General features: G+C 59.5%; 17 protein-coding genes. 14 read left to right on the top strand and 3 right to left on the bottom strand.

Features of this window, described 5'->3' with window-relative positions:
- Positions 1-221 precede the first annotated feature (221 nt).
- From Q0Y02_RS11390 to Q0Y02_RS11380, 3 genes are all read left to right on the top strand, one after another.
- The gene (locus Q0Y02_RS11390; protein WP_297768261.1) at positions 222-3,104 is read left to right on the top strand and encodes a ribonucleoside-diphosphate reductase subunit alpha; all 2,883 of its coding nucleotides are present in this window, start codon (positions 222-224) and stop codon (positions 3,102-3,104) included.
- Positions 3,105-3,239: 135 nt separating this feature from the next.
- A complete protein-coding gene (locus tag Q0Y02_RS11385; protein WP_035248944.1) occupies positions 3,240-4,529 on the top strand; it encodes a ribonucleotide-diphosphate reductase subunit beta in 1,290 nt (429 codons plus the stop codon).
- Between the two features lie 302 nt (positions 4,530-4,831).
- Positions 4,832-5,044 carry a hypothetical protein gene (locus tag Q0Y02_RS11380; RefSeq protein ID WP_035248960.1) on the top strand — a complete coding sequence of 71 codons (213 nt, stop codon included), beginning with the start codon at positions 4,832-4,834 and terminating at the stop codon, positions 5,042-5,044.
- A gap of 50 nt (positions 5,045-5,094) precedes the next feature.
- On the opposite strand, the gene Q0Y02_RS11375 is transcribed toward Q0Y02_RS11380, so the two are convergent.
- Positions 5,095-6,804 carry an amidohydrolase gene (locus Q0Y02_RS11375; protein WP_297768248.1) on the bottom strand — a complete coding sequence of 570 codons (1,710 nt, stop codon included), beginning with the start codon at positions 6,802-6,804 and terminating at the stop codon, positions 5,095-5,097.
- Between the two features lie 304 nt (positions 6,805-7,108).
- On the opposite strand from Q0Y02_RS11375, the gene Q0Y02_RS11370 reads away from it, so the two are divergent.
- The 9 genes from Q0Y02_RS11370 (at position 7,109) to Q0Y02_RS11330 (ending at position 19,151) form a co-directional block, all read left to right on the top strand.
- Positions 7,109-8,749: an acetolactate synthase large subunit gene (locus tag Q0Y02_RS11370; RefSeq protein ID WP_297768244.1), complete on the top strand. Its 1,641-nt coding sequence runs from the start codon at positions 7,109-7,111 to the stop codon at positions 8,747-8,749.
- A 117-nt stretch (positions 8,750-8,866) separates the two neighbouring features.
- A complete protein-coding gene (locus Q0Y02_RS11365; protein WP_297768241.1) occupies positions 8,867-10,300 on the top strand; it encodes an aldehyde dehydrogenase family protein in 1,434 nt (477 codons plus the stop codon).
- Positions 10,301-10,640: 340 nt separating this feature from the next.
- Complete coding sequence (locus Q0Y02_RS11360; RefSeq protein WP_297768238.1) at positions 10,641-11,351, top strand: hypothetical protein; 711 nt, start codon at positions 10,641-10,643, stop codon at positions 11,349-11,351.
- An 11-nt stretch (positions 11,352-11,362) separates the two neighbouring features.
- Complete coding sequence (locus tag Q0Y02_RS11355; protein WP_297768233.1) at positions 11,363-12,157, top strand: fimbria/pilus periplasmic chaperone; 795 nt, start codon at positions 11,363-11,365, stop codon at positions 12,155-12,157.
- Positions 12,158-12,288: 131 nt separating this feature from the next.
- Positions 12,289-14,553, top strand: coding sequence for a fimbria/pilus outer membrane usher protein (locus tag Q0Y02_RS11350; RefSeq protein ID WP_297768229.1), 2,265 nt, complete (start codon positions 12,289-12,291; stop codon positions 14,551-14,553).
- A gap of 14 nt (positions 14,554-14,567) precedes the next feature.
- A complete protein-coding gene (locus Q0Y02_RS11345; RefSeq protein WP_297768226.1) occupies positions 14,568-15,041 on the top strand; it encodes a spore coat U domain-containing protein in 474 nt (157 codons plus the stop codon).
- A gap of 54 nt (positions 15,042-15,095) precedes the next feature.
- Positions 15,096-16,184, top strand: coding sequence for an OmpA family protein (locus tag Q0Y02_RS11340; protein ID WP_297768223.1), 1,089 nt, complete (start codon positions 15,096-15,098; stop codon positions 16,182-16,184).
- A 120-nt stretch (positions 16,185-16,304) separates the two neighbouring features.
- Entirely contained in the window at positions 16,305-17,096 is a 792-nt protein-coding gene (locus tag Q0Y02_RS11335) for an endo alpha-1,4 polygalactosaminidase (RefSeq protein WP_297768220.1), read from the top strand.
- A 102-nt stretch (positions 17,097-17,198) separates the two neighbouring features.
- Positions 17,199-19,151, top strand: a complete 1,953-nt coding sequence (locus tag Q0Y02_RS11330) for a monovalent cation:proton antiporter family protein (protein WP_297768217.1) — start codon at positions 17,199-17,201, stop codon at positions 19,149-19,151.
- Between the two features lie 190 nt (positions 19,152-19,341).
- Here the strand turns inward: Q0Y02_RS11330 and Q0Y02_RS11325 are convergent, their stop codons facing one another.
- Positions 19,342-19,758 (bottom strand): hypothetical protein, encoded by a 417-nt coding sequence (locus Q0Y02_RS11325; RefSeq protein ID WP_297768214.1) that lies wholly within the window; start codon positions 19,756-19,758, stop codon positions 19,342-19,344.
- Between the two features lie 12 nt (positions 19,759-19,770).
- Positions 19,771-21,030 (bottom strand): hypothetical protein, encoded by a 1,260-nt coding sequence (locus Q0Y02_RS11320; protein WP_297768211.1) that lies wholly within the window; start codon positions 21,028-21,030, stop codon positions 19,771-19,773.
- A 359-nt stretch (positions 21,031-21,389) separates the two neighbouring features.
- Between Q0Y02_RS11320 and Q0Y02_RS11315 the strand changes: the two genes are divergently transcribed.
- Both Q0Y02_RS11315 and Q0Y02_RS11310 read left to right on the top strand, forming a co-directional pair.
- A complete protein-coding gene (locus tag Q0Y02_RS11315; RefSeq protein ID WP_297768208.1) occupies positions 21,390-22,982 on the top strand; it encodes an AarF/UbiB family protein in 1,593 nt (530 codons plus the stop codon).
- 345 nt (positions 22,983-23,327) lie between these two features.
- Positions 23,328-25,820 (top strand): membrane dipeptidase, encoded by a 2,493-nt coding sequence (locus tag Q0Y02_RS11310; RefSeq protein WP_297768205.1) that lies wholly within the window; start codon positions 23,328-23,330, stop codon positions 25,818-25,820.
- The last annotated feature ends 88 nt before the right edge of the window (positions 25,821-25,908 follow it).

Raw genomic sequence — 25,908 nt, 5'->3', positions numbered from 1 at the left:
GGGCTACCAGGGGCAAGATCAGCGTCATGGACAAGACACAAGATATAGTGGTCCACATCCAAATTAGACCACCAGGCACCATCCAACACAGATTTTACTGCGCCATAGCCTGACGGCTGTGGCGTTTTGCGTGGTGTTGCCATACGCGGCACCAGACCACGCCGGCACCACCACACAAATCCGACAACAGACAGAACAGCACAAACAACGGAGAGCGCACCATGCAGACGGATATGAGCCAAAACCCCAACCACACCGGCTCCCCGGCAGGCGACGACAGCGGCCAGGACCAGTCCATTGCCAGCACCGCCCCGGGCCAGCTTCGCGTTATCAAGCGCAATGGCAAAGTGGTCGGCTACGATGACGACAAGATCACCGTGGCCATCAGCAAGGCGTTTCTGGCGGTAGAGGGCGGCACCGCAGCCGCCTCCTCACGTATCCATGAAACCGTGGCGCGCCTCACCGAGCAGGTCAGCGCCACCTTCAAGCGTCGCATGCCCTCCGGTGGCACCATCCACATTGAGGAAATTCAGGACCAGGTAGAATTGGCCCTGATGCGTAACGGCGAGCAGAAAGTCGCCCGTGATTACGTGCTGTATCGTGAGCGCCAGGCCGCCAAGCGCGCCGAACAAAGCCACGACCTGCCCGAGCCCACCCATCAGGTGGACATGAGCGTCACCATGGAAGACGGCAGCAAGGCACCGCTGGACATGGCACGCCTGGAGCACCTGATTCGCGCGGCCTGCTCCGGCCTGGAAGACGTGAACGCCGACAAGATCATCACCGAAACGGTGAAGAACCTGTACGACGGTGTGTCCATCCATGACGTGAACACCTCCATGGTGATTACTGCCCGCACCATGATCGAAGTGGAGCCCAACTACTCCCAGGTCACTGCACGCCTGCTGATGGACAAGATCCGCGCCGAAGCCCTGCAATTTCTGAATGTCGCCGAGCGCGCCAGCCACGATGAAATGAACGCCCTTTACGGTGAAGCGCTGAAAGCCTACATCGGCAAAGGCATCGAGCTGGAACTGCTGTCACCGCAACTGGCCGAGTTTGACCTGGACAAGCTGGGCGCCGCTCTGGATGGCAACCGCGACCTGCAGTTCTCCTACCTGGGCCTGCAGACCCTGTACGACCGTTATTTCATCCACCACAACGACACCCGCATCGAGCTGCCCCAGTGCTTCTTCATGCGTGTGGCCATGGGCCTGGCCGTGGAAGAAGACAACCGCGAAGCCCGCGCCATCGAGTTCTACAACTTGCTGTCCAGCTTCGACTACATGAGCTCCACGCCGACCCTGTTCAACGCCGGCACCCTGCGCCCGCAGCTGTCCAGCTGCTACCTGACCACCGTGCCCGACGACCTGCACGGCATTTATGGCGCCATTCAAGACAACGCCATGCTGTCCAAGTTTGCCGGCGGCCTGGGTAACGACTGGACCCCGGTACGTGCACTGGGCGCCTACATCAAGGGCACCAATGGTCGCTCCCAGGGCGTGGTACCGTTCCTGAAGGTGGTCAACGATACCGCCGTTGCCGTTAACCAGGGTGGCAAGCGCAAAGGCGCCGTCTGTGCCTACCTGGAAACCTGGCACATGGATATCGAAGAATTCCTGGAGCTGCGCAAGAACACCGGTGACGACCGCCGTCGCACCCACGACATGAACAGCGCCAACTGGATTCCCGACCTGTTCATGAAGCGCGTAATCAACGAAGAAGAGTGGACCCTGTTCAGCCCCAACGACGCCCCGGACCTGCACGATCTGTACGGCGAAGCGTTCGAGAAGGCGTACCTGGAATACGAAGCGAAAACCCGCAGCGGCGAAATGAAGCTGTTCAAGCGCGTCCCCGCCATCAACCTGTGGCGCAAGATGCTCTCCATGCTGTTTGAAACAGGCCACCCCTGGTTCACCTTCAAGGATCCGTGCAACCTGCGTAGCCCGCAGCAGCACGTGGGCGTGGTGCACTCCTCCAACCTGTGCACCGAGATCACCCTGAACACCAACCAGGAAGAAATCGCCGTGTGTAACCTGGGTTCCGTGAACCTGGCCCAGCACGTGGACGAAAACGGCCTGGATATCGAGAAGCTGCAAGGCACCATCAACACCGCCGTGCGCATGCTCGATAACGTGATCGACATCAACTACTACAGCGTGCCCCAGGCAGAACGTTCCAACATGAAGCACCGTCCGGTCGGGCTGGGCATCATGGGCTTCCAGGACGCGCTGTATAAGCAGGGCATCAGCTACGCCTCCGAAGGCGCGGTGAAATTCGCCGACAATTCCATGGAAGCGGTGAGCTACTACGCCATCCAGGCCTCCGCCAAACTGGCCGAAGAGCGTGGCGCCTACCAGACCTTCGAAGGGTCCCTGTGGAGCCAGGGCGTACTGCCTATCGACTCCATCGACATTCTGGTCAAGCAACGTGGCGAGGAATACTGCAAGGTGGATCGCAGCCAGTCCCTGGACTGGAACAACGTGCGCGAGATGGCAAAGAAAGGCATGCGTAACTCCAACGTCATGGCCATCGCCCCCACCGCCACCATCGCCAACATCACCGGGGTTTCACAGTCCATTGAGCCCACATACCAGAACCTGTATGTGAAATCGAACCTGTCCGGCGAGTTCACCGTGGTCAATCCCTACCTGGTGAAGGCACTGAAAGATCGCGGCCTGTGGGACAACGTAATGGTCAACGACCTGAAATACTACGATGGTTCTGCACAGCCCATCGAACGGATCCCGGCCGACCTGAAAGAGCAGTTCCGCACCGCCTTTGAAGTGGAACCGCGCTGGCTGGTGGAAGCGGCAAGCCGTCGCCAGAAGTGGATCGATCAGGCTCAGTCGCTGAACCTGTACATTGCCGAAGCCAACGGCAAGAAACTGGACGTGACGTACAAGATGGCCTGGTTGCTGGGTTTGAAAACCACCTATTACCTGCGCGCCATCGGGGCAACCCAAACGGAAAAATCCACCATCAATGACGGCAAGCTCAACCGGGTCTCCGCCGCCCCGCAGGCCCCTGCCGAATTCAACCAGGCTGCTGACGTACCGCAGGCCTGCTCCATTGATGACCCGGATTGCGAGGCTTGTCAGTAAGGTGCCAGCTGCCGGACGCTCGACGCTTGCCATTCTTCGAGCGCCAAGCGTCCAGCTGCCGGCCCCAAGCCACTTAAAACAATGCACCATCGATGACGCCACGGCGTCATCCCTGAAAGAATATGGAGAGAGCACATGCTGAACTGGGACGAATTTAATGCGCAAGAGACGCCTGTCGCCAAACCGCAGCCAAGCCCCGCAACGCCGCCGCAACCTGAGACGGTATCTGACCAAGCGGCACCTGAAGCTAAAGCACCGGGAGCGGGAAGTGCGCCGATTACAGGCGGAGCCGACGAACAGCGACAAGGACGAACCGAACGAGACACCACCGACGCCGTAGCTCGCGCCCGCGCCACTGTGTCGCAAATGGATGCCAGCGAAGGCGTTGCCGAGCTGGAAGGCACCGCCGGCCGCGTGGAAGTCGACGACAAGCGCATGATCAACTGCCGCGCCGACTTGAACCAGCTGGTGCCGTTCAAGTACGACTGGGCCTGGCAGAAATACCTGGATGGCTGCGCCAACCACTGGATGCCCCAGGAAGTGAACATGAACGCCGACCTGGCGCTGTGGAAGAAAACCGACGGCCTGACTGACGACGAGCGTCGTATCGTCAAGCGCAACCTGGGTTTCTTCTCCACCGCCGATTCCCTGGTCGCCAACAACCTGGTGCTGGCTATCTACCGCCTGATCACCAACCCGGAGTGCCGCCAGTACATCCTGCGTCAGTCCTTTGAAGAAGCCATCCACACCCACGCCTACCAGTACTGCATCGAGTCACTGGGCATGGATGAAGGCGAAATCTTCAACATGTACCAGGAGATTCCCTCAGTAGCGAAGAAAGCGCAATGGGGTATCCAATACACCCGCGACCTGTCCGACCCGGAATTCAAAACCGGCACCGTGGAAACCGACAAGGCGCTGCTGGAAAACCTGATCGCCTTCTACTGCGTACTGGAAGGCATCTTCTTCTACTGCGGCTTCACCCAGATCCTGTCCATGGGCCGGCGCAACAAGATGACCGGTGTGGCCGAGCAGTTCCAGTACATCCTGCGTGACGAATCCATGCACGTGAACTTCGGCGTGGACGTGATCAACCAGATCAAACTGGAAAACCCGCACCTGTGGGATTCCCAGATGCGCGACAAGGCCACCCAGATGATCCTGGAAGGTACCGAGCTGGAAATTCAATATGCCCGCGACACCATGCCCCGCGGCGTGCTCGGCATGAACGCCGCCATGATGGAAGAGTACCTGCAGTTCATCGCCAACCGCCGTCTGGTCCAGCTGGGCCTGCCGGAGCAGTTCAAAGGCGTGAACAACCCCTTCCCGTGGATGAGCGAAATCATGGACCTGCGCAAGGAGAAAAACTTCTTCGAAACGCGGGTGACCGAATACCAGGTGGGCGGCGCGCTCTCCTGGGAGTGATCGTGGTACACCAAGGGCGCTTCGGCGCCCTTTTTTTTGGCCTTCCAGCACAGAAGATCACAGAGAAAACAGCCCAAACGTGAATCTGGCCTGCCATTTTAATCCGGGTATTTCCTGCTCTCTGTGCGGCAATCAACCATCGACACGCTGAGACAGAAACTGCGACCACCCGTCCCGAGTGGCGAAACATTCACCAACACCGGGTATTTCCCGTTTGTTTTGTGCCGGCATCGTTGGCAACATGGAGTGGAGCTTGGACAAGGCACAACAAACTGGCTCACCTTAACTGCAGGAGGCTTCGCATGAGCGATTACGACGACAGAGATGATTACCAGCAAGAAGCCGAAGACCTGTTGGAAACGATTGAGCAGGTAGAAGAAACCCTGACAGTCATGTCCAAAGTAGTCGGGCAGCTAAAGGAACAGGTGGCCTCACACCTTGACCCGTACACGGTTGAAATGAGCGCCGAGGAATTTCTGGAGCAGTGCGAGAACCTGGAAGGCACCTGGCACTAGTTCCTCTCAGTGTGAAGTGACAGGGGCCGCATCGATGGCCCCACTCTCACCTACTCCGCGATCCTTTCCGGATAACGGCGTACCCCATCCACCCAGGTCCCTCGCACCTGGATAGACGACCAGTCACCGATAAATTCTCGCGGATCGCGATCCAGCCAGACCAGATCCGCGCGCATGCCGAGACGCAATTGCCCGACCCGATCTGCCACGCCCAGCTGACTGGCGGCGTCTACGGTCACCGCCTGCAGGGCCCGCTCCACCGCAATCGCCTGCTCCGGCCCCAGCATGGCGCCGGATGCCGTGCGACGCTGGGTGGCATTCCATACCAGTTGCAATGGCTGGAACGGCACTACCGGTGAATCCGCATGCAGGGTAAAGCGCAGCCCCGCATCCGCCGCTTCCGCCAGTGGACTGATGCGTGCTGCCCGCTCCGGCCCCAGGAAAATATCCCTGTGACGATCGCCCCAGTAGTACACATGGTTGTTGAAGAAAGAGGGAATCACGTCCAGCGCCTGCATACGCGTCAGTTGTTCGCCGGTGGCCATCTGGGCATGGATCAGTACCGGTTGCACGGTCACGTCCGGGCACCGCTGGCGGGCCGCCGCCACCGCATCCAGGCTCATGCTGATGGCCGCATCACCATTGGCATGGATCGCGGTCTGCCGACCGGCACAATGGAACTGCACCACCTGATCGGAGAGCTGCTGCGGCGACTGGTTGGGGAAACCCAAATATTCCGGCGGGTGATCCTCGGGCACGGAAAAATAAGGGTCGTTGAGAAAACCGGTATAGCCCTGCAAGGAACCATCACTGACCAGCTTCACCGACCCCAGATGAACTCGCTCACCCTCCGGCAGGGTCCACTGGCCGTCCTGCCTTGCCTGCTCGGCGGCCGCATCCGGCCAGACACTGAGCCGCAGCGGGATCAGCCCGAACCGCAACGCCGGCACTAACGCCTTGATGGTGGTGGTATCGGCCAGGCCGTTCTGGGCAAAGGTAATCCCCCGTGACAGGTACAACCGTGAGGCCCGGCGCATGACCCGGTAGCCATCCATGGCCGACAGCTTCAACAGGTTGGCACGCACCGGGTTGAACGCGGTCTCTGCCAGCAAGCCATTGAGGCGGCCTTCACTGTCGCGACCATAATAGCCACCGGGCGGATCCTGCACGTTCTCAGTGATGGACATGACCTTCAGAGCCGCCGTGTTTACCACCCCCAGATGGCCGGAGATGTGCATCACCATGATCGGTCGGCTGTCGCTGACGGTATCCAGTTCCGCCCGGGTGGGATAACGCTGGTCGCTCACGGTGGTGTCGTCGAACCCGAAGGCCATCAGCGTTCCGTCCGGGCGTCGCTGGGCCAGGGTGCGCAACCGCTCCAACAAGGTGGCAATACTGTCCAGGTCGCCAATTGGCGGACTGTTGGCATCCACTGCCACCGCCGACAGTCCCTCTCCGGGGAAATGGCCGTGGGCCTCGATAAAGCCGGGCATCAACACCCCACCCTGCAGATCCACCACCCGCACATCGCGACTCACCTGATCACGCAGGGCATCGCTGTCACCCAGCGCCACGATCTCGCCGCGCTTGACCAGCATGGCATCCACCTGAGGATTGCCCGGATCCATGGTCATGATGGTACCGTTGGTAAACAGCTGCACCGGTGGCGGTGGCGGATTGAACCAGCGATGCACACCCGCTACCCCCGCTGCCAGCAACGCCAGTAGCGATACGGCCCCGATAAACCAGATTTTTTTCATAGTGATCGCTCCTTGGCAGCCTGCTAGCGCAGACTCTGCCGTGACCCGCCTGCGGCCTCAAGCGGGAATATCACATTTGTTAATGAAACAGATCAGATTACCCCATACCTGTTCCCGGCCCCGGCGCGCTATAGTGAAGCCCGTCGTGCAGGTGGCGCACCAACTTAAAGCAACTTTCCTGCACCAGCATGAGGAAAATGCGGCACCATCCTTGCATTAACCGCGGTGAATTTTGACAGCCACGCATCGTGGACTCCCACTAACAGACAAAACCGATAGCGGGATCAACTGGAGACAACGCACCATGAAAGCATCAGATTTGTTCGTTCGCGCCCTGGAAGCCGAAGGGGTTGAACACGTCTTCGCCATCCCCGGGGAAGAAAACCTGGACCTGCTGGAGTCCCTGCGCGGCTCGAAAATCAAACTGGTGATTACCCGCCATGAGCAGGCCGCCGGTTTCATGGCGTCCACCTATGGTCGACTCACCGGCAAGGCCGGTGTCTGCATGTCCACCCTGGGCCCCGGCGCCACCAACTTCGTGACCGCCGCTGCCTATGCCCAGCTGGGCGCCATGCCCATGGTCATGATCACCGGCCAGAAGCCGATCAAGACCAGCAAGCAGGGCCAGTTCCAGATTATCGATGTGGTGGACATGATGCGCCCGCTGACCAAGTTCACCAAACAGGTGGTCAGCGGCGACAGCATCCCCACCCGCATCCGCGAGGCCTTCCGCCTGGCCCAGGAAGAGCGACCCGGCGCCACTCACCTGGAGCTGCCGGAAGATATTGCCCGCGAACACTCCACCATGCCGGTCACCGAGCCCAGCTCAACCCGCCGCCCGATTGCCGAAGACAAGGCCATCTGCAAGGCCATCGAAGCCATCCAGGGCGCCCGCAAGCCACTGCTGCTGGCCGGCGCCGGCGCCAACCGCAAGCTGACCAGCAAGATGCTGCGCCAGTTCGTGGAAAAACTGGGCATTCCGGTGATCACCACCCAGATGGGTAAAGGTGTCGTCGACGAAACTGGCCCGCACTTCCTGGGCAACACCGCGCTGTCCGACGGCGACTTCGTACACCGCGCCATCGACCAGGCCGACCTGATCATCAACGTGGGCCACGATGTGGTGGAAAAGCCGCCTTTCTTCATGCGCCCCGGTGGCGCCGAAGTGGTTCACATCAACTTCAACTCCGCCCAGGTGGATCCGGTGTACTTCCCGCAGATCGAAGTGGTGGGCGACATCGCCAACAGCCTGTGGCAGCTCAAGGAACGTCTCGATCCCCAGGAGCACTGGAGCTTTTCAGACTTCCACCGCATTCGTGATGCGCTGCAGAAACACATCCGCGAAGGCATCGTGGACGACAGCTTCCCGATCCGCCCCCAGCGGCTGGTGGACGAGATCCGCAAGATCATGCCCGAGGATGGCATCCTCACCCTGGATAACGGCATGTACAAAATCTGGTTTGCCCGTAACTACCCGGCCACCAAACCCAATACCGTGCTGCTGGACAATGCCCTGGCCACCATGGGCGCAGGCCTGCCCTCCGGCATGGCCGCCAAGATGGTGAACCCGGACCGCCGCGTCATGGCTATCGTCGGTGACGGTGGCTTCATGATGAACAGCCAGGAACTGGAAACCGCTGTTCGCCTGAGGCTGGATCTGGTGGTACTGATTCTGCGCGATGATGGCTACGGCATGATCAAGTGGAAACAGAACGACATGGATTTTCAGGACTTCGGTCTGGATTTCGGCAACCCGGATTTCGTCGACTACGCCCGCTCCTACGGCGCCTATGGCCACCGAGTGGAATCCACTGCCGGCCTGGGGCCCCTGGTAGAAGAGTGCTACCAGACCGGCGGCGTGCATGTGATCGACTGCATGGTGGATTACCGCGACAACAGCCGCATTCTCAATCAGGAAATCCGCGAATTAAGCAGCAAGCTGTGATCGAGGTGCCACTGGCTTCGTCATGCAAGCATGACTTCCCACAAACACCTGCACCCCGTGGGAAGCGATGCTTGCATCGCGAATGGTAGTGGCCTGCAACACCATTAAGGAACCGACATGCTAAAAGACGCCTACCCCTACTACCTGGCCAACGAAGCGGTCTTCGCCAACCAGGATCTGGATGTCACCGACAAGTACAGCGGTGAAGTCGCCACGCGAGTGGCCATGGCCGATGCGGCCACTATTGATAAAGCCATCGACGCCGCCGACAAGGCCGCTGGCGCCATGGCAAAACTGGCTCCCTACGAGCGCCAGGCGATCCTCTACCACTGCGTGAAACGTTTTGAAGAACGCTACGAAGAGCTGGCCCTGGCCCTGTGTATTGAAGCGGGTAAACCCATCAAGGATGCCCGTGGTGAAGTAGGCCGCCTGATCGACACCTTCCGGGTGGCCGCCGAAGAAGCCGTGCGCATCGATGGCGAAATGCCCAACCTGGAAATCTCCGCCCGTGCCAAAGGCTATCGCGGCATGGTCAAGCGCGTACCCATCGGCCCGTGCTCGTTTATTTCCCCGTTCAACTTCCCGTTGAACCTGGCGGCTCACAAAGTGGCCCCGGCCATCGCCGCCGGCTGCCCCTTTGTGCTCAAGCCGGCCAGCCGCACGCCCATCGGCGCCATCATCATCGGTGAAGTGTTGGCGGAGACCGATCTGCCTAAGGGCGCGTTTTCTATTTTGCCCTGTCATCGCGAAGGCGCCGACCTGTTCACCACCGACGAGCGCTTCAAACTGCTCAGCTTTACCGGCAGCCCGGACGTGGGCTGGGACCTGAAGGCTCGCGCTGGCAAGAAACCGGTGATTCTGGAGCTGGGCGGCAATGCCGCCGTGATCGTCGATGAAGATGCAGACCTGAACGATGCCATGGAGCGTATCGTCTTCGGCGCCTTCTACCAGTCTGGCCAGAGCTGCATCGGCGTACAGCGCATCCTGATCCACGACGCCATCTACGACGAGTTGAAAGCCAAACTGGTGGAAAAAACCGCCTCCCTGAAAATGGGTGACCCGAAAGACGAAGACACCTTTATCGGCCCGGTGATTTCCGAAGGCGAAGCCACCCGCCTGGAAAAATGGATCAATGAAGCGGTGGATGCCGGCGCCACCCTGCTGGTGGGCGGCAAGCGCGACGGCGCCATGCTGCAGGCTACCCTGCTGGAAGACGCCCCCAAGGGAACCAACATCGTCGAAGAGGAAGCCTTCGGCCCGGTGGCAGTGATCAGCCGCTTCAGTGATTTCGACGACGCCCTGAACACCGTCAACGAATCCAAGTTCGGCCTGCAGGCCGGCATCTTCACCCGCGACCTGTACAAGGCCCAGAAAGCCTGGGACGAGCTGGAAGTGGGTGGCGTGGTGATCGGCGACGTACCCAGCTGGCGAGTGGACAACATGCCCTACGGCGGCGTGAAGGACTCCGGCCTGGGCCGCGAAGGCATCCGCTGGGCCATCAATGACATGACAGAAGAACGGCTGCTGGTGATTCGCACACCGCAGCCCTGACCGGTTACCTCCCTCAGGACCAGGGAGCACGGGCCCGTCATCGCAAGATGGCGGGCCCGTTTTTATGATACCGACCCGAACAGGCTAGTTAACCGCGCCCCCTCTACCCTGCTTCAACCCTCCATCAGCGCACGCGGCAAACGTCAGGCGAACGCCATTCATACGAAAAACACAATCTTTAACTATTTTTCTGTACATCAATAGACTTATGCTATTTGTGAAGTAGTTCACTATTTTTCGTGTATTGCGCAATCGGAAAGTAGCGGCAGATTAACGACCACTTGTGATCGTGCCGACCACCATGTGCGCAGGGAAACCTCCAGGCAAGGAGCTTGTTGTGATGAAAAAACATATCCAGTTAGCCGGCGTTGGCTCCATTCTGGTAGCCGCTTCCATGAATGCTACGGCCGTCACCAACACCATGACCAATATCGTGACCCTGGCAGATGCCTGTGACGTGGCAGCTATTGGTACTGACTTTGGTGTGCTGTCCGCGCCGATCCCGTCAGGAGGTGTGAACAACGTGATCACCGCTAATACCGCTACCGGCAATGCCATTACCGGTAACGATGCGCATCCCAATGCTGGCGCAGATGGCGGCGCAGGCAATGATGATACGCTGACGCTGAACACCCCCATCGGTGTGCTCAACACTGCCCTTGCCGCCATTCTGGATCCCCTGACAGCACAAGCCTTGACGATACCCGGGGTTTACGTGGCCTGCACCACTTCACCAGTCAGCGTTACCCTGGAAGGCCCGAGAGTGACAGGCGGGTCAGTCAGCTTCACCACCACCACTACCGCAGGTTCACAGGGCCCGATCGTAACCAGCATCATGGATGGTGTGGGTGGCGGTGCGGTCGCCACGACCAACCAGGTCAACTACGAGCTGAGCTTCACGGAAACCGTGGTCAGCCAGGATGTGCTTGGGCTGGTCAATCTCTTCACTGGCCTCTATACCTCTATCGGCAGCATTCCCGGGGATCAAACCGGCAACACCGTCGTAGCGGGTAACTATACGGACGTTCTGACTGCCACAGTAGAATTCTGAGGAGTCTCTGGATGCCCGTCGCCGGAGCCAGGTATTGCCTGGCATTTCGCCCGCGCCTGCTTGTTTTTTTGTTGTCATTCCTGCTGGCTTGTTCCTCACAAGCCGGCAGTTTTCGCATCACGCCGTTGCGGGTTCAGTTCGACGACAACAACCCGACCACGCAACTCAGCATCGAGAACAACAGCGACAGCACCGTGACGCTACAAACCACAGTGATGCGATGGCAACAGGACGGTGATCAGGACAATCTCACGCCCAGCAATGACATCTTCGTCTCGCCGCCGATTCTGATGCTGAAGCCCGGGGGCCGTCAGGTCATCCGTTTACGCCATATGCCGGCCATGCCCGATGAAGAGAAAGGCTACCGGCTTTACCTTCAGGACACCGCCGCCCGGGCCCGGCAATCTGGTGGCGCTAATATGGCAGTGCGCATCGGCCTTCCTGTTTTTGTATCGCCTGACAACATTGAACCAGAACCCAGAATCGTCACCGGTTACCAGAACGGCATCTGGCAAGTCCGTGTCAGCAATGTCGGCAGTGCCAACTTTCGGGTCATCGGTCTGGATGCCTTTCGAGCTAACGCCGACCGTGATGATCTGACAAAAAACGATTTGCTGGAACAGTCCACCCAGCCCGTTCAAGGCTTTCCCTATGTGTTTGCCGACCAGACCCGGGAATGGCACGTGAAAGCCCCGGCTAATGCCCAGATTCGCCTTCGTACCGATATTTACGGGTATCGCAGCCAGGGGTTTGATGAAAGAGGGACTGTATGGCTGGGAGCGCCAGAAAACAAAAAAGGTCCCTGACGCTGACCGGACCGGTTCTGCTTTTATTGTTCAGCGTTTCTGGTCATCAAGGCGCCGTTGCAGACTCGACAGGTCCACAGCCAGGTTGCGATAACCCGCAACGGGAAAGCACCCGCTACGACGACTCGTCCATGCGCCTGCTGAAATGGATCGTCAACGGCCGCGACCTGGGGGAGCACTTTATCCTGCGTGATAACTGTGGCGCCGTCCTCGCACTGACCGAAGACCTGCGCAAGGCCAGACTCTGTGCCCTGAAAACAGCTCCTGTCACCACCGTTGATCAGCGCCATTATCGACGCCTTGATAAACAGGATGGCATTGCGCTGCATATTGATGAGAGCAACCAGACTCTCATCCTGAGTGCGACAGCCGACTCTTTCTGCCCCACCCGCATTGATATGTCAGCGCAAACGCCAAGAGCCAGATTGGGAGAGCCTCAAACCGGTGGCTTTGTGAACTACAACGTGACTGCCAGCCAGACAGAAAATACTGACACCGCTTATAACGGCTTTCTTGGCCTGGGCGCCTTTGGCGACTGGGGCGTGCTGCAAAGCCAGCATTCCGGCTATGTCATCGGCGATGACACCGTGACACAACGCATTGCCACCTACTGGCAATTCGACAACCCGGATGAAACCACCACCTTCCGTATCGGCGATGCCTTTGCCGGGCGCACGCCATGGCGCACAGGTGCCGCGCTGGCCGGTTTCCAGATTACCCGTAACTACGCCACCCGCCCCGAACTGGTCACCGGGCCGGTGATCGATTTCCAGGCTATCGTCGATACCCAGGCGCAATTGCTGCTCGCCCAGCGAGGGCTCGACCAACCCGAAGTCATCGGCAATGCCTACTTCGGCAGCGGATACCAGGTGCCTCCCGGTCCCGTGGATGTGATCAACCAGCCCCTGTTCAGCAACACCATCCAGACCCTGACCGTGCGTGAAGCGGATGGAACCATCAGTACGCTTGAGATTCCTTCCTACTTCACGGTGGGCCAGCTGCGACAGGGCTTTGATGATTTCGAGATCTCGGCAGGCTTGCAACGTCAGGGCTTCAGCAATGACTACGATCAACTGGTCTCATCATTCAGTTATCGCCGGGGCATGAGCCGCTGGCTCACCCTCGGGGTCGGCGCAGCCGCCGCCTCGGAGCAGCACGTCAATGGCGGGATCTTCGCGCAAACCACCCTGCCCCGAATCGGCGCCCTGCAAACCCACCTTGCCACCTCCCGGGATTTGCCCGATGCGGACCAGCCCTGGGCCGCAGCCGCTACGCTGAGCAACCAGTACAAGGGCTATAGCTACGCCTTTTCCTACGAACAGCAGCAGAATGGTTTTACCCCTTCGCTGGACACCACCCCGCTAGATACGGACGGCTTCCAGCAATGGGTTGGTAGTATTGCCGGCCAGCCCTGGCAGGGTGTGGGGCTGCGTTTCGGCTTCCAGTATCGCGATCCGGACAGTGCCCCCGTGCGAACAGCCCTGACCACCGGCATCTACTTCCATATCCGCCGACAACTGCGTGTTCGCCTTTCCCATACCGAACAGCTGAAACCCGACAGGGACGGCCTGACCCTGGCCAGCTTCGAAATGCCCCTGTCCAGCAGGCCCCGCACCCGTGGCAGCCTGGAAGCCAGCAAGGCGCGCGATGAAGAAGCTGTGGTAGATGCTCAGTTGCGGGTACTAGGGAAGGCAGGGTATCCCAGCGTGCAGGTGAGGCACCGATTGCAGGGCGGCGACCTGACAGCCATTTCCGCATCCGTGGAGCGCCCTGCCTATGGCGCCTTTGCCTCTGCCGTGGATGCGGCAGGCATTCGCAGTTATCGTGCCGGGGTTGCCGGTGGTGTCGTGATGAGCGAAGGCTTCATCAAACCCACTCGTTTTGCCAATGGTGGTTTTGCCCTGATCGATCTTGGCCCGGAGTTTGCCGGCGTTCGTGTCAACGCCATTCCCACCGACAAGAAAGGCCGGTCCATGCTGGTCGGACTACCCCCTTTTCAGGAAACAGAGCTGCACATCAACCAACGCGACCTTCCCTACAACACCACACTGGGCGACGAGAGAATCCTGGCCGCGCCCAAAGCGTTGTCGCTGGTTCGTGTTACCCCGGATTTCATTATCTATCGCGATGCGCTGGTACCCGTTGTCGTTATTAATGCCAATGGCGTCAGCGAGCCGCTGTCTGCAGCGGCGCTTGTCACGGACGCCAGTGCTCCTGATGCGGAGCCTTACCCTGTCGGGTTTGATGGCCTGGTCTATGTGAAAACCGCCAAGGAAAACGTCACACTGTCTGTGAACCAAGACGGAACCCAATCATGTGAAATCACCGTGGCGATCCCCCCCGCCGGCGAGCGAACCCCGCAGCTTTCACCGGTAAACTGCGTAATGGCGCCATGACGAGGAACTTCAGCATGCCCAGATTCATTGTCCTACTCGTGCTTCTCGCCAGCAGCCTGCCTCTGCCACTGTTTGCTGCCTCCTGCAGTTTCATTACTCCGGATGGCAGCACCTTGGTCAACTTCAATACCGTGATGTCCTTGCAAAGCAATCCTGCCGATGGCCAGGGACAGATCACATTCAGTTGCTCACCGGACCTGCTTACTCCTGTTACTTTTCAAATCAGCGTCGACGAAGGCAATTCCGGCACCTTTACCCCACGGCAGCTCATGCATAGCTCCGGCGCCACGCTCAACTACAATTTATACACCGACATTCAACGGACCCAGATTCTGGGCGATGGAACCGTGGGCACTACCACTTTTTCGGGCAGTTGCCTGTTACTTTGCACCCGGTTACTGACCGTGTACGGAAGGATCCCCATCAATCAGTGGGGGCCGGCCGGACAATACAGCGACACGGTGACCGTCACCCTGGAGTTCAACTAACCCGGATATGTCATCGGCATGCTTTGAAGGTCTCTTTATGGCGGCAACTCCACAATGAATACGCACTTCGGTTTCCCGCGTCTGGCCCTGGCCGCTCTGTTGGCTCCTGTCACTTTATTCGCTGACATGGGAAGCCACGAAAAGAAGCCTGTTTCCTACTGGTACGTGGGGGGTGAAGTGGGCTATTACATGATCGAGCAGGATGACGAAAGAACAGGCCAACTGCCGGATTTCTGGCGCCCAGCCTTCCAGGTTGGCCGCCGTTTCAACCGGTATCTATCCACCCAGGTTCAGTATGGAGAGGCCGGCAGAACCCTGCGCGATGACGAACGGGAAGTGGAACACAGTCAATTAATCCTGCAGGCCAGGCTACACGGCAATGGCATTAATCTGTTCACCACCCATCCCTACCTGGGGCTGGGCTATGCACGTCACGAACTGTCCACGGAGTCGCAGGACCCGGTCAAGGAAAACATGGCCCTGCTGGAACTCGGCGTGCAACGTTTGCTGGGTCAACACCTGATGCTGGATGTGGGCTACCGTCATCTGGTCGACACCGGCGATAACTTTACTGACCAGCACCCCTTTATTGCCCTCAATTACCGTTTGGGTCAGCAATATCCTCCCGCGCCCGCACCTGAGCCCAAGCCGGCACCGAAACCTGCCCCCTGGGTCGACAGTGATGGTGATGGGGTAGAAGACCGGAAGGACAAATGCCCTGACACACCACAGGGCGCCAAAGTGGATGCGGAAGGTTGCCCCATCATGCTGACCGAATCGGTCAACATCACCCTGGATATCGAGTTTTCATTCAACAGTACCGAGGTCCCGGGGCGCTACCTGACTGACATCGGAAAAATCGCCGCCGTGATGGTGAAATACCCGAATAGCCAGCTCATGCTGGAGGGGCATACGGACAGCGTAGGGCGCGCCGTCTACAACCAGGCCCTCTCGCAGGCCCGAGCCGGGGCGGTCAAGCGAGTACTGATTGACCGCTTCCAGATTGATGCAACCCGCATTGATACGCTCGGCCTGGGCGAGAGCCAGCCGGTGGCTGACAACGACAGCGAAGAGGGCCGTGCCCGCAACCGGCGTGTGGAAGCCATCATCGAGGCATCCCGGGAAATCATGGAACAGAGATAATAACGGGGCCTCTAATGAGGCCGCGCACCCTGCCCCATTCTTACAAAGAAATCTCATAACGTAACATTCGCCGACCCGGAAACCCGCTAGCATCCAGGTGTTCAATTCCGGTATGTCGCCATGCATCTTTCGCTCAGTCTCGTCTCAGCTCTGCTACTGCCATTACCCACCGATGGCGGCAATCTGGCGCCCGAGTGGTACCAGCCGCCCGTGGATGTGCAGTGGCAGATCCAGCTGCAAGGTGCGATCAACACCGGCTATGACGTGGAACTGTATGTGGTAGACCTGTTCGATACCCAAGAGAGTGTCATTCATGACCTGCAGGCCGCCGGCAAAAAGGTGATCTGCTATTTTTCCGCCGGCACCTACGAAAACTGGCGCCCGGACCGCTACCGTTTCCTGCCCACGGACAAGGGCCGACGCCTGGGTAACTGGCCGGGAGAACGCTGGCTGGATATCCGCTCGCTGAATGTTCGCAAGCGCATGGCGGACCGCATTGAACTGGCTGCTGAAAAAGGCTGCGACGGGGTCGATCCGGACAATGTGGATGGCTACACCAATGAAACCGGCTTCCCCCTGAATGGCAAACAGCAACTGTCTTATAACCGTTTCCTGTTCCGCACCGCCCACCAGCATGGCCTGGCCGTGTCCCTGAAAAACGACCTGCAGCAAGTGGATGAGCTGGTGGACTACGCTGACTTTGCCATCAACGAATCCTGCCATGAATGGCGCGAGTGCCATCTGCTGCAACCCTTCATTGATGCCGGCAAACCGGTGCTGCACATCGACTACCGGTTCAGCCAGGATGCCGGAGAGAGAGCATTCCACTGCGAACATATGGATGTATTAGGCTACCGCTCCATGACCCTGCCCCTGGCACTGGACGACAGCTTCCGTTTCAGCTGTTTCTGAATCCTTCCCCAATCCTGTTGATACCGATCAAGATACGGTTCTGGCCTGCCATGACCGGGCTGCTACACTGGTAGTCTGAATTTTGGGGAACCCGACACGTTTATGCATGATGCCCTGACACTCATTGTTGTCCTGCTCGGCACCGCCGTGGCAGCCGTGGTGCTGTTTCGGCGCCTTGGCATGCCGCCCATTCTGGCCTACCTGCTCTGCGGCCTGGCCGCCGGCCCATTCGGCTTTGGCTGGGTCAGTAATACTGAAGGCATTCAGCATCTGGCCGAGTTTGGCATCGTCTTTTTGCTGTTCACCCTGGGGCTGGAATTTTCCATTCCCCGGCTGATGACCCTTCGCCGCATTGTGTTCGGCGCCGGCCCGCTGCAAGTCGCCCTAACCGGCCTGGCAGTGTTCGCTATCATGCGGTTACTCGGGTTTGACTACACACCCTCTCTGATTACCGCCTGTGCTCTCTCCCTCTCCTCAACCGCCATTGTGATCCGCGATCTGATATCCCGGGGATCGGTCAATACCGGCTACGGCAGAACCTCCACCGGCATACTGCTGTTCCAGGATCTGGCCGCCGTGATCATGCTGGTGATGTTGCCGATCCTCACTCAAGAAAACAGCGGCCCCATGTGGTCCGTGGCGTCACTGACGCTGGGCAAATCCCTGCTGTTGTTTGCCGGTATCTATGTGATCGGCCGTTGGGTGCTGCCACGCATGCTGGAAGAAACCGGCCGGGCCCGTTCCGATGAAGTCTTTGTCATGACCGCCCTGCTGCTGGCATTGCTGGCGGCCTGGGTGACCCATTGGCTGGGCCTGTCCATGGCACTGGGCGCTTTTCTGGCCGGCATGATGCTGGGCGAAAGTCACTTCCGCCATCAGATCGAAGCCGACCTGCGCCCCTTCCGGGATCTGCTGCTGGGCTTGTTCTTTATCAGTGTCGGCATGCTGGTGGACCCGAACCTGTTCGCCGATCAGTGGCACTGGATCATACTGGCCGCTGCGGCATTGATGCTGTTCAAGGGGGTGCTGATATTTACGCTGCTGCGCTTGTTGAAAGAGCGCAGCGATACCGCAATGCGAAGCGGGCTGATTCTCTCCCAGGCGGGGGAGTTCGGTTTTGTGCTGGTTGCACTGGGGGTCTCTCATCAGCTGATTACGCCGGACAAGGCTGGCTTGCTGGTCTCCATCGTGGTGCTGACCATGGTGTTCACGCCCGCCTTGCTGGACAACAGCGGGCGCCTTACCCGCCGCTTGCTGCAACGCTGGCAAAAGATTCCCGAAGACACGCCCATCTCCGATGAAACCCGCAACCACGTGATCCTCTGCGGCTATGGCCGGGTGGGTCAGAACCTGATGCGCTACCTGAACAGTTTCCACCTCAAGGCGGTGGCGGTGGATCGAGATCTGGTACGGCTACAGGAAGCCAGCGCCGCCGGTGAACACATCCTGTTTGGTGATTCCAGCCGCAAGGAAATCCTGGTCAACGCCGGCATTCAGCATGCTCGCCTACTGGTAGTGACCTTTGATGACGCGCGCCTGGCAGAGCGCATTCTGCACACAGCACGGGAGCTCAATCCCAATATCCGCGTGCTGGTGCGCACCCGGGACGACACCCACCTGGACGCCCTGATCAGCGCCGGCGCGGAAGAAGTGGTGCCCGAAGTACTGGAAGCCTCCCTGATGCTGGTTGCCCATGCCCTGATGATGCTGGATGTGCCCTTCGACCGGGTCATGGCCACGCTGCGCAAGACCCGCCGGGAACGCTACCGTATGTTGCAGGGGTATTATCACGGCGACACCCTGCCCACTACCGACAGTGCCGGTAACCCGTACCGGCTGTTGCATGCAGTGACGTTATCCGACAAGGCCCGGGGCATCGGTCGGAGCATTGCACGCTGTGCATTACGGGATGTGGAAATCCGGGCGGTAAAACGGCAAGACAAGACCCTGGAAAGTCCTGACGAAGAGCTGGTTCTCGAACCAGGTGATACGGTGATTCTTTATGGTCCACTGGAGGCGGTAGAAGCGGCGGAAAACCGCTTGCTGGGGGGGTGAAGCAGTTGCAAGTTCAAAGTTGAAAGTTACAACGCGCGACAGCGGTAATAGACGCTGCACCGGCAGTGGCCGCGATTCAAGGCGGGTTATGACATCATAAAAAACCGCCGCAGGATCGCGGCGGTCATGGTTTCGGTTGGCTCGTCATCTTACGCGTTGCAACTTTCAACTTTGAACTTGCAACTCCCTGTCATGGCAACCGTAACAACACCCGCAACCCCTCCTGCATATCGGCTTCCTGCACATAGCCAACGGCACGGGGATTCTGTTTTACCTGCTGCACCATATCCCGGGCATTTTTCACCTGCCGCGGCGGCATACCCTGGCCGGTGAAAATCATCCTTGCCCAGTAGCTCTTCAGCTGGGAAGCGGATTTGCCGGTGGCGCCCTGATAAAAGCGTTCGCGCTGCTGGCTGCCTTCCGGCATATCCAGCACGGTCACAGCATGGCCGTCGACGCGGGAGGCATTGTCCATATAGAGCTGACGCACCTCATGGCGGTCCATCTCTGCCAGTGGCGACGATTCCGCCACCACCACCAACAAGCCGGCGAATGACAGGGCGGGACAGCACAGAGCCAGGAAGAAAACACTTAATTTCTGCAACATGATCATTCTCCCTTAAAAGGCCGCATCGACAGTGAGCCGGAATACCGTCGGTTCTTCCTCTTCAATGGAAGGTGCCGACCCCTGGGGAGTGAACAGACCGTTAGTCATGATCTTGTCGTTACTCATGTCATAAAAGCGCTGCGCTTCCAGTTTCACGGCAACGCCCACTTCCAATTCGTAACGCAAACCCAGCGTCCAGCTTTTACTGCGCACCTGATTGGCCGCAGAGAAATTGGCAGCTACCGGTCCTTCGCTTTGTGCTTCACTGACGCCGTGGGCATTGGCAGCGCCCCAGGTCACGTGCGGCATCCACGGCCCAAAGCGATACCCTGCGCTGACATACCCCCCCCACTTGGTGGGAAACCAGCCCTCGATACCCAGCTGGGTGCGCTCTGCCATCAGCACCATGGCACCATTGTCATACTGCAAGCCCACACTACTGATATAGGTCTGAGCCTCATCCAGGCTGACCGGCTCTTCCAATGCCGCCACCGGCAAACCGGTAGGGCCGGCAAGGTCGGTAAGATCCAGGGTCACTTCCGCGTGGCTGTAACTGAGCCAGCTGGTCCAGTCCCGCCATTGGCTGGTCAGATTGATGCCGGTCAACTCGCTGACTTCATACACCACCGGGGCCGGCAGCGAAAAACTGGGCACATCGGTGGCACCGCCATATACATTGAGACGATGGGAGACGGGACCGGTGTTCAGATTCCAGCTCAGGTCTACCCCTTCCATGGTGTCAAACGGCACCACGTCATAGGCCTCACCGGGCAAGGTCGCCCAGTGGTAGGTGTAACCCACATTGTTGTACTGGGTGTGCATGAAAAATGGCAACACCATACGGCCGGCCCGAACCGTCACCGACGGCGACAGATCATGGCTCAGGTAAGCCCACTGCACTTGTGCATCGTAATCATCCCGCCCCCGGGCCAGCACCTGGACCGTAGCACTGGTCTCATCGCTGATGGTTGCATTGAACTGAATCCCCGCCCGTGACAGCTCCCGGTGGGAAATCTCGTCGCTAGTACGATCAATGTAATCGATCGGCTCACCGTTATTAGCGCGAACATGAACATCGTGACGGGTAACGCCATAGGTCATGAAGCCGTTAACGGAGATACGGTCGCTCCAGTTGTTCTGCTTTTCGTACTGCTGCATTTCCAGTTGCTCAAGACGCCGCTCCATGTCTTCCAGCGACGCAGGAGATTGCGCCTGGACCACCGGTGCCAGCAACAACACGGCTGGTACCAACATCCTGGTAGTGGTTGTCATCAGGTTCCTCTGATTACGTTGTTATTATCGTTAAGGGCACCGACCCGCCGTTCCCAAACGGTATCGGAGTCTGTCCACTGTGGGTGAGGGAGACGTTGCCTGCAGTGCCGGTTATCCATATGGCTGTACCGCCCATCACACCGAAACACGTAACCCTTTGAATTTAGTACGAAAGAACCAAAGAAAGGTTACCCGTGGTAGCACCAAGCCATCATTCCCTGACGCACTGGAACCCCGTTGCATCAACGCCCCGACCTGAATTGCCCTACAAAGTGAACGGTCGTAAACATTTTTGCTTGCCAATCGAGCCCTTCATCCCTATTTTGTGAACACCTATTCACAAAGCGGAGGCGTGCCTTATGAAAAACACGTCATTGCAACAAACCCCGACCACCCCGGCAGAGCCCAACTGGCAGCCGCTCAACGACTTTGCCGAGCGCAAGCAGAAAGACAGTGGCCTGAAGGCCTGGCTGTCCGTGGTGGAGGGCTGTATCCGGGCCATCGAGAAAACCGCCTGGCAGGGTCGCGACATCGCCGACCAGGCGCTCAAGGCCTGCAAGGCGGTGGGCCGTGGCGCCAACGCCGTGAACGAGGAAATGCAGATCCTGGCTGACGAGGCGCGCCGCTGGCCGACCCGCCTCAAGCGCCTGAGCAAAACCGGCTGGATGCTCACCAAGGTGGTGGCCAGCTACCGCCTGTGGGGCACCCGCTCTGCCTTTTTGCCAACCAGCATGCGCGAGGCCGCCCTGGAGAGCCTGCACCAGCGCAATGCCCGCCGCTTCCGCGATACCTCCCTGGAACAGGGCGGCGCCTTCCTGAAGATCGGCCAACTGCTGTCCAGCCGACCGGACCTGTTACCCCAGGCCTGGGTGGATGAACTGACGATCTTGCAGGATCAAGCCAGCCCGGTGCCCTTCGATGACATTGCCAGGGTGCTGGAGCAGGAGTTCGGTCAGCCCTTGGGTGAACTGTTTGCCGATTTCGACCCGCAGCCGCTGGCCGCAGCCAGCATCGGGCAGGTACACCGGGCACAGCTGCACGATGGCCGCGAGGTCGCCGTCAAAGTACAGCGTCCGGGCTTGGACGAAGTGGTAGAGCTGGATATGACCCTGCTAAAAGTGTTCATGGACGCGGTGAAATCCGCCCTGCCGCCCATGGACATGGACACCATCGTCAGTGAAATCCAGCGCACCGTACGCGAAGAACTGGACTATCAGCGCGAAGCCCGGGTGATGACACAGATCGGCGAGCAGCTGGCCGGCGTCACCGGCATCACCACACCAGCCCTGGTGGCAGAACACAGCAGCCGCCATGTGCTGACCACTGAATTCGTACACGGGCGCAAGCTCACCACCGTGCTGGATGAACTGCACCACACCGACCCGGAGCGCCTGGGTATAGTGCTGCATCGGCTGCTGGATGCCTGGTTCTCCCAGGTGCTGCATGGTGGCGTCTTTCATGCTGACCCGCACCCGGGCAACATCATGATCACCGACGACGATACCCTGGTACTGCTGGATTTCGGTTGTGCCCAGAGCCTCAGCGATGCGGCACGGCACGGCTACTTCCGGGTCTTGCAGGCCTGCGTGGTGGATGATCAGAAAGTGATTGCCGACACCCTTACCGCCATGGGCTTCACCACCCGCAGCGGCAACCCGGATACCCTGCTGGCGTTCGTCGCCGCCATTCTCGATCAGGTGCGCAACGCCATCATCTACCCGGACCCGGACAAGGGCTGGCCCAGCGCCGAGGAAATGATGCAGCAGGTCAGTCACCTGCTGGGCCGGCTGGAACATGACCCGGTGGAAAAAATGCCCGGCGACTTCATCATGCTGGCGCGGGTGTTCGGCACCCTGGGCGGCTTTTTCCTGCACTACCAGCCCAAGGTGGATATCGCCGCTCTGGTGCTGGGCTACCTGACCCGTCCGCTGGATAACCAGCAGGCGGCGTAAGCTCCCTTTTTTCGTTTTTTGTGGAAGCTGTCGCCTGCCCGCCCTGTGGGGGGCGACCGCTCTCCCAACCCACTCTCCCCCTCTCCGTAGGGTGCACTGAGCCTAAGGCGAACTGCACCGATCAGACGCCGGGATGGTGCAGTTCGCCCTAGGCTCAGTGCACCCTACACAGTTATCGCTAGATCTCCCCCCGAGCCCCTCCAGTAACAAACCCCTCCCCCTTTTTGACAATAACGCTACAGCCTCCCCCAAGCCTTTAGTTGTACAAACGTACCAATAAGAACGTACGTACCCATAACAACAACGGGCGCCCCGCATCGCGAGGACTCCCTTAAGGGGTTAGCCATGCTACAACTGACCCGGGCTCCGGCCCTGACTGCTTCTGCGTTGCCCTGCTCGCTGCTACTGGCCGCCAGCCTTCTGGCCGGCTGTGGTGGTGGTAGTGGTGGTACTTCCGCCACCACTACCGCAGAGCAACCGCGCCAACCCGATACCGAGAACCCGGCCCCCACGCCGGAACCCGGCCCGGAACCGGCACCAGAACCACAACCGCTCAATCGCTTCCAGTTCGCCAATGGCTGCTACACCCTGAATAGCGACGGCCGCTTCCTGCAGGCGGACACCGCCAGCAGTGCCTACAGCCTGACCACAGAGGCGGCACAAGCTACGGCCTTTACCCTCAAACCCACCGACCTGGGCCGCTATCTGTTGGTGTCCGATTACCAGCGCACCACCGGCAGCACCGGGGAAAAGGAGCTGCTCGGCATCAGCGATCCCGCCGGGGAACTGCTGGATCAGGGCGGCAACTTCGTCGGCGAACTCAGCTACCTGGTGGCCGGCCTGGGCGACACGCTCAATCTGGTGCTGGACCCGGTAGCGCCGCTGGGCGGCCTGCTGCGGGAACTGGGGGAAAGCCTGGAAGGTATCGGCAACAATCTGGGCGACACCACCCTGCGCCCGTCTCTGGCCATGGTCTCCGATGCCAACGATCTGGCGGTATGGAATCTCAATCCCAGCGAGGGCGACAGCTTTACCCTGGCCTCCCAGGTCACCGGCCTTCTGCTCACCGCCGGCGACGACGGGCTGACCCTTACCTCACCGAGTCTGGAAAACGCCGACACCCGTTTTGTGCTCAACGACGCCGACGGCTGCAGCGGCTACCCGGAAGCCGAACTGAGCGCCACCGTGGCCGACAGCGGCCCGGCCATTTACCTGCAAGAGGTGGATCGCTTCCGCGGCACCCCGGGCATCGATAACGACGACCTGTTCGGCTACGTGGATGCCCACAGCCATATCTCCGCCTACGAATTCATCGGCGGCCGGGTTAACTATGGCGACCCCTTCCACAAATTCGGTGTCGATCACGCCCTCCACGATTGCGCAGAAAACCATGGCCCCCAGGGCCTCACCGGCCTGGTGGAACAGGTCACCAGCAATCCGGGCCCCCACGAAACCCGAGGCTGGCCGGATTTTCCCTTCTGGCCGCGCAACGACTCCCTGCAACACCATCAGAGCTATTACAAATGGATTGAACGGGCCCACCTGTCCGGCCTGAAGATTCTGGTCAATCACCTGGTGCACAACGAAATCCTCTGCCAGATCAATCCGCAGAAACAGAATGACTGCGACACCGTGGCCGCCATTGAGCAGCAGGCGGAACTGATGCATCGCATGGAGGATTACATCGACGCCCAACAGGGCGGCCCCGGCGAAGGCTGGTTCCGCATCGTCACCAGCCCCAGCGAGGCTCGCCAGGTCATCGGCGAAGGCAAGATGGCAGTGATCCTCGGCGTGGAAGCCTCCAAGGCTCTCAACTGCGGAGAATTTCTGGGCGTGGCCGAATGCAGCCGTGACGAAATTGTGGAGCGACTGGACCGCCTCTATGCCATGGATGTGCGCAGCCTGTTCCCGGTGCACAAATTCGATAACGCCTTCGGTGGCCACCTGCCGGATCTCTCCGACGGCATCGGCATTGGCGCCGTGCTGTACGGCGGCAACCTGCTGGAAACCGGTCATACCGTGGAATTCGAAGAATGCCCGGATCACGACCACGCGGTGAATGACAGCCCGCTGGCCAACCCGCTGCAACCCTACGGCATTTTCGAGCAATTGCTGTTCCAGCTGGATTATGTGGGCGAGCGATTCCCGGCCAGTCCGCAAGAGCTTGCCGAACTCGACCCGCGCCGGGGCACCGACCACCTGTGCAACACCCGCGGGCTGACTGACCTGGGCTTCTTCCTGATCGAAGAGCTGGCTAAACGCGGCATGATGATTGAAACCGACCACATCAGCCGCAAGGCCGCCACCCAGATTCTCGACCTGACCGCCCCGCGTGGCTACCCGATCATCAACAGCCACGGCAACTGGGGCGGCACCGAAACCCTGCGTGACCGTGTCGCCGCCCAGGGCGGTATCAGCGCCTCCTTTGGCAGTGTCCGCGATGACTGGGTGGACCAGCTCACCCGCGATGGCAACCGCCCGCGCCCGGATGCCTTCAAGGTGGGGCCCTTCGGCGGCGCTCCCTTTGCCTCAGATGTGAACGGTATCGCCGCCCTGGCCGGTAACCCGGGGACACCGGATCAGGAAGACAGCCTCTATCCATTCACCTCCGTGGATGGTCGTGTGGTGTTCGACAAGCAAGTCACCGGTGACCACGCCTTCAGCCTGTATGAAGGCCGGGGTGTGGCCCACTACGGCCTCTACCCGGATCAGATCGCCGACATGGTGGCGAACAGTGACCGCCCGCCGGAACAGATCGACGACGCCATCAACCAGTTATTCACCTCGGCGGAAGCCTACCTGCGCATGTGGGAACGGCTTGAACAAGCGGCGCAATGAGTAACTATCAAGGAAGCTCCTATTCCAGAGCATTTCAAGAAAGGTCCCCTCTCCCTTGAGGGGAGAGGGACAGGGAGAGGGTGAGAGG

Origin of the sequence: uncultured Alcanivorax sp., from assembly GCF_947258575.1 — a bacterium.
Taxonomy (GTDB): Bacteria; Pseudomonadota; Gammaproteobacteria; order Pseudomonadales; family Alcanivoracaceae; genus Alcanivorax.
The sequence above is the reverse complement of the archived record's forward strand: the minus strand, read 5'-3'. Positions and strand labels throughout refer to the sequence as shown.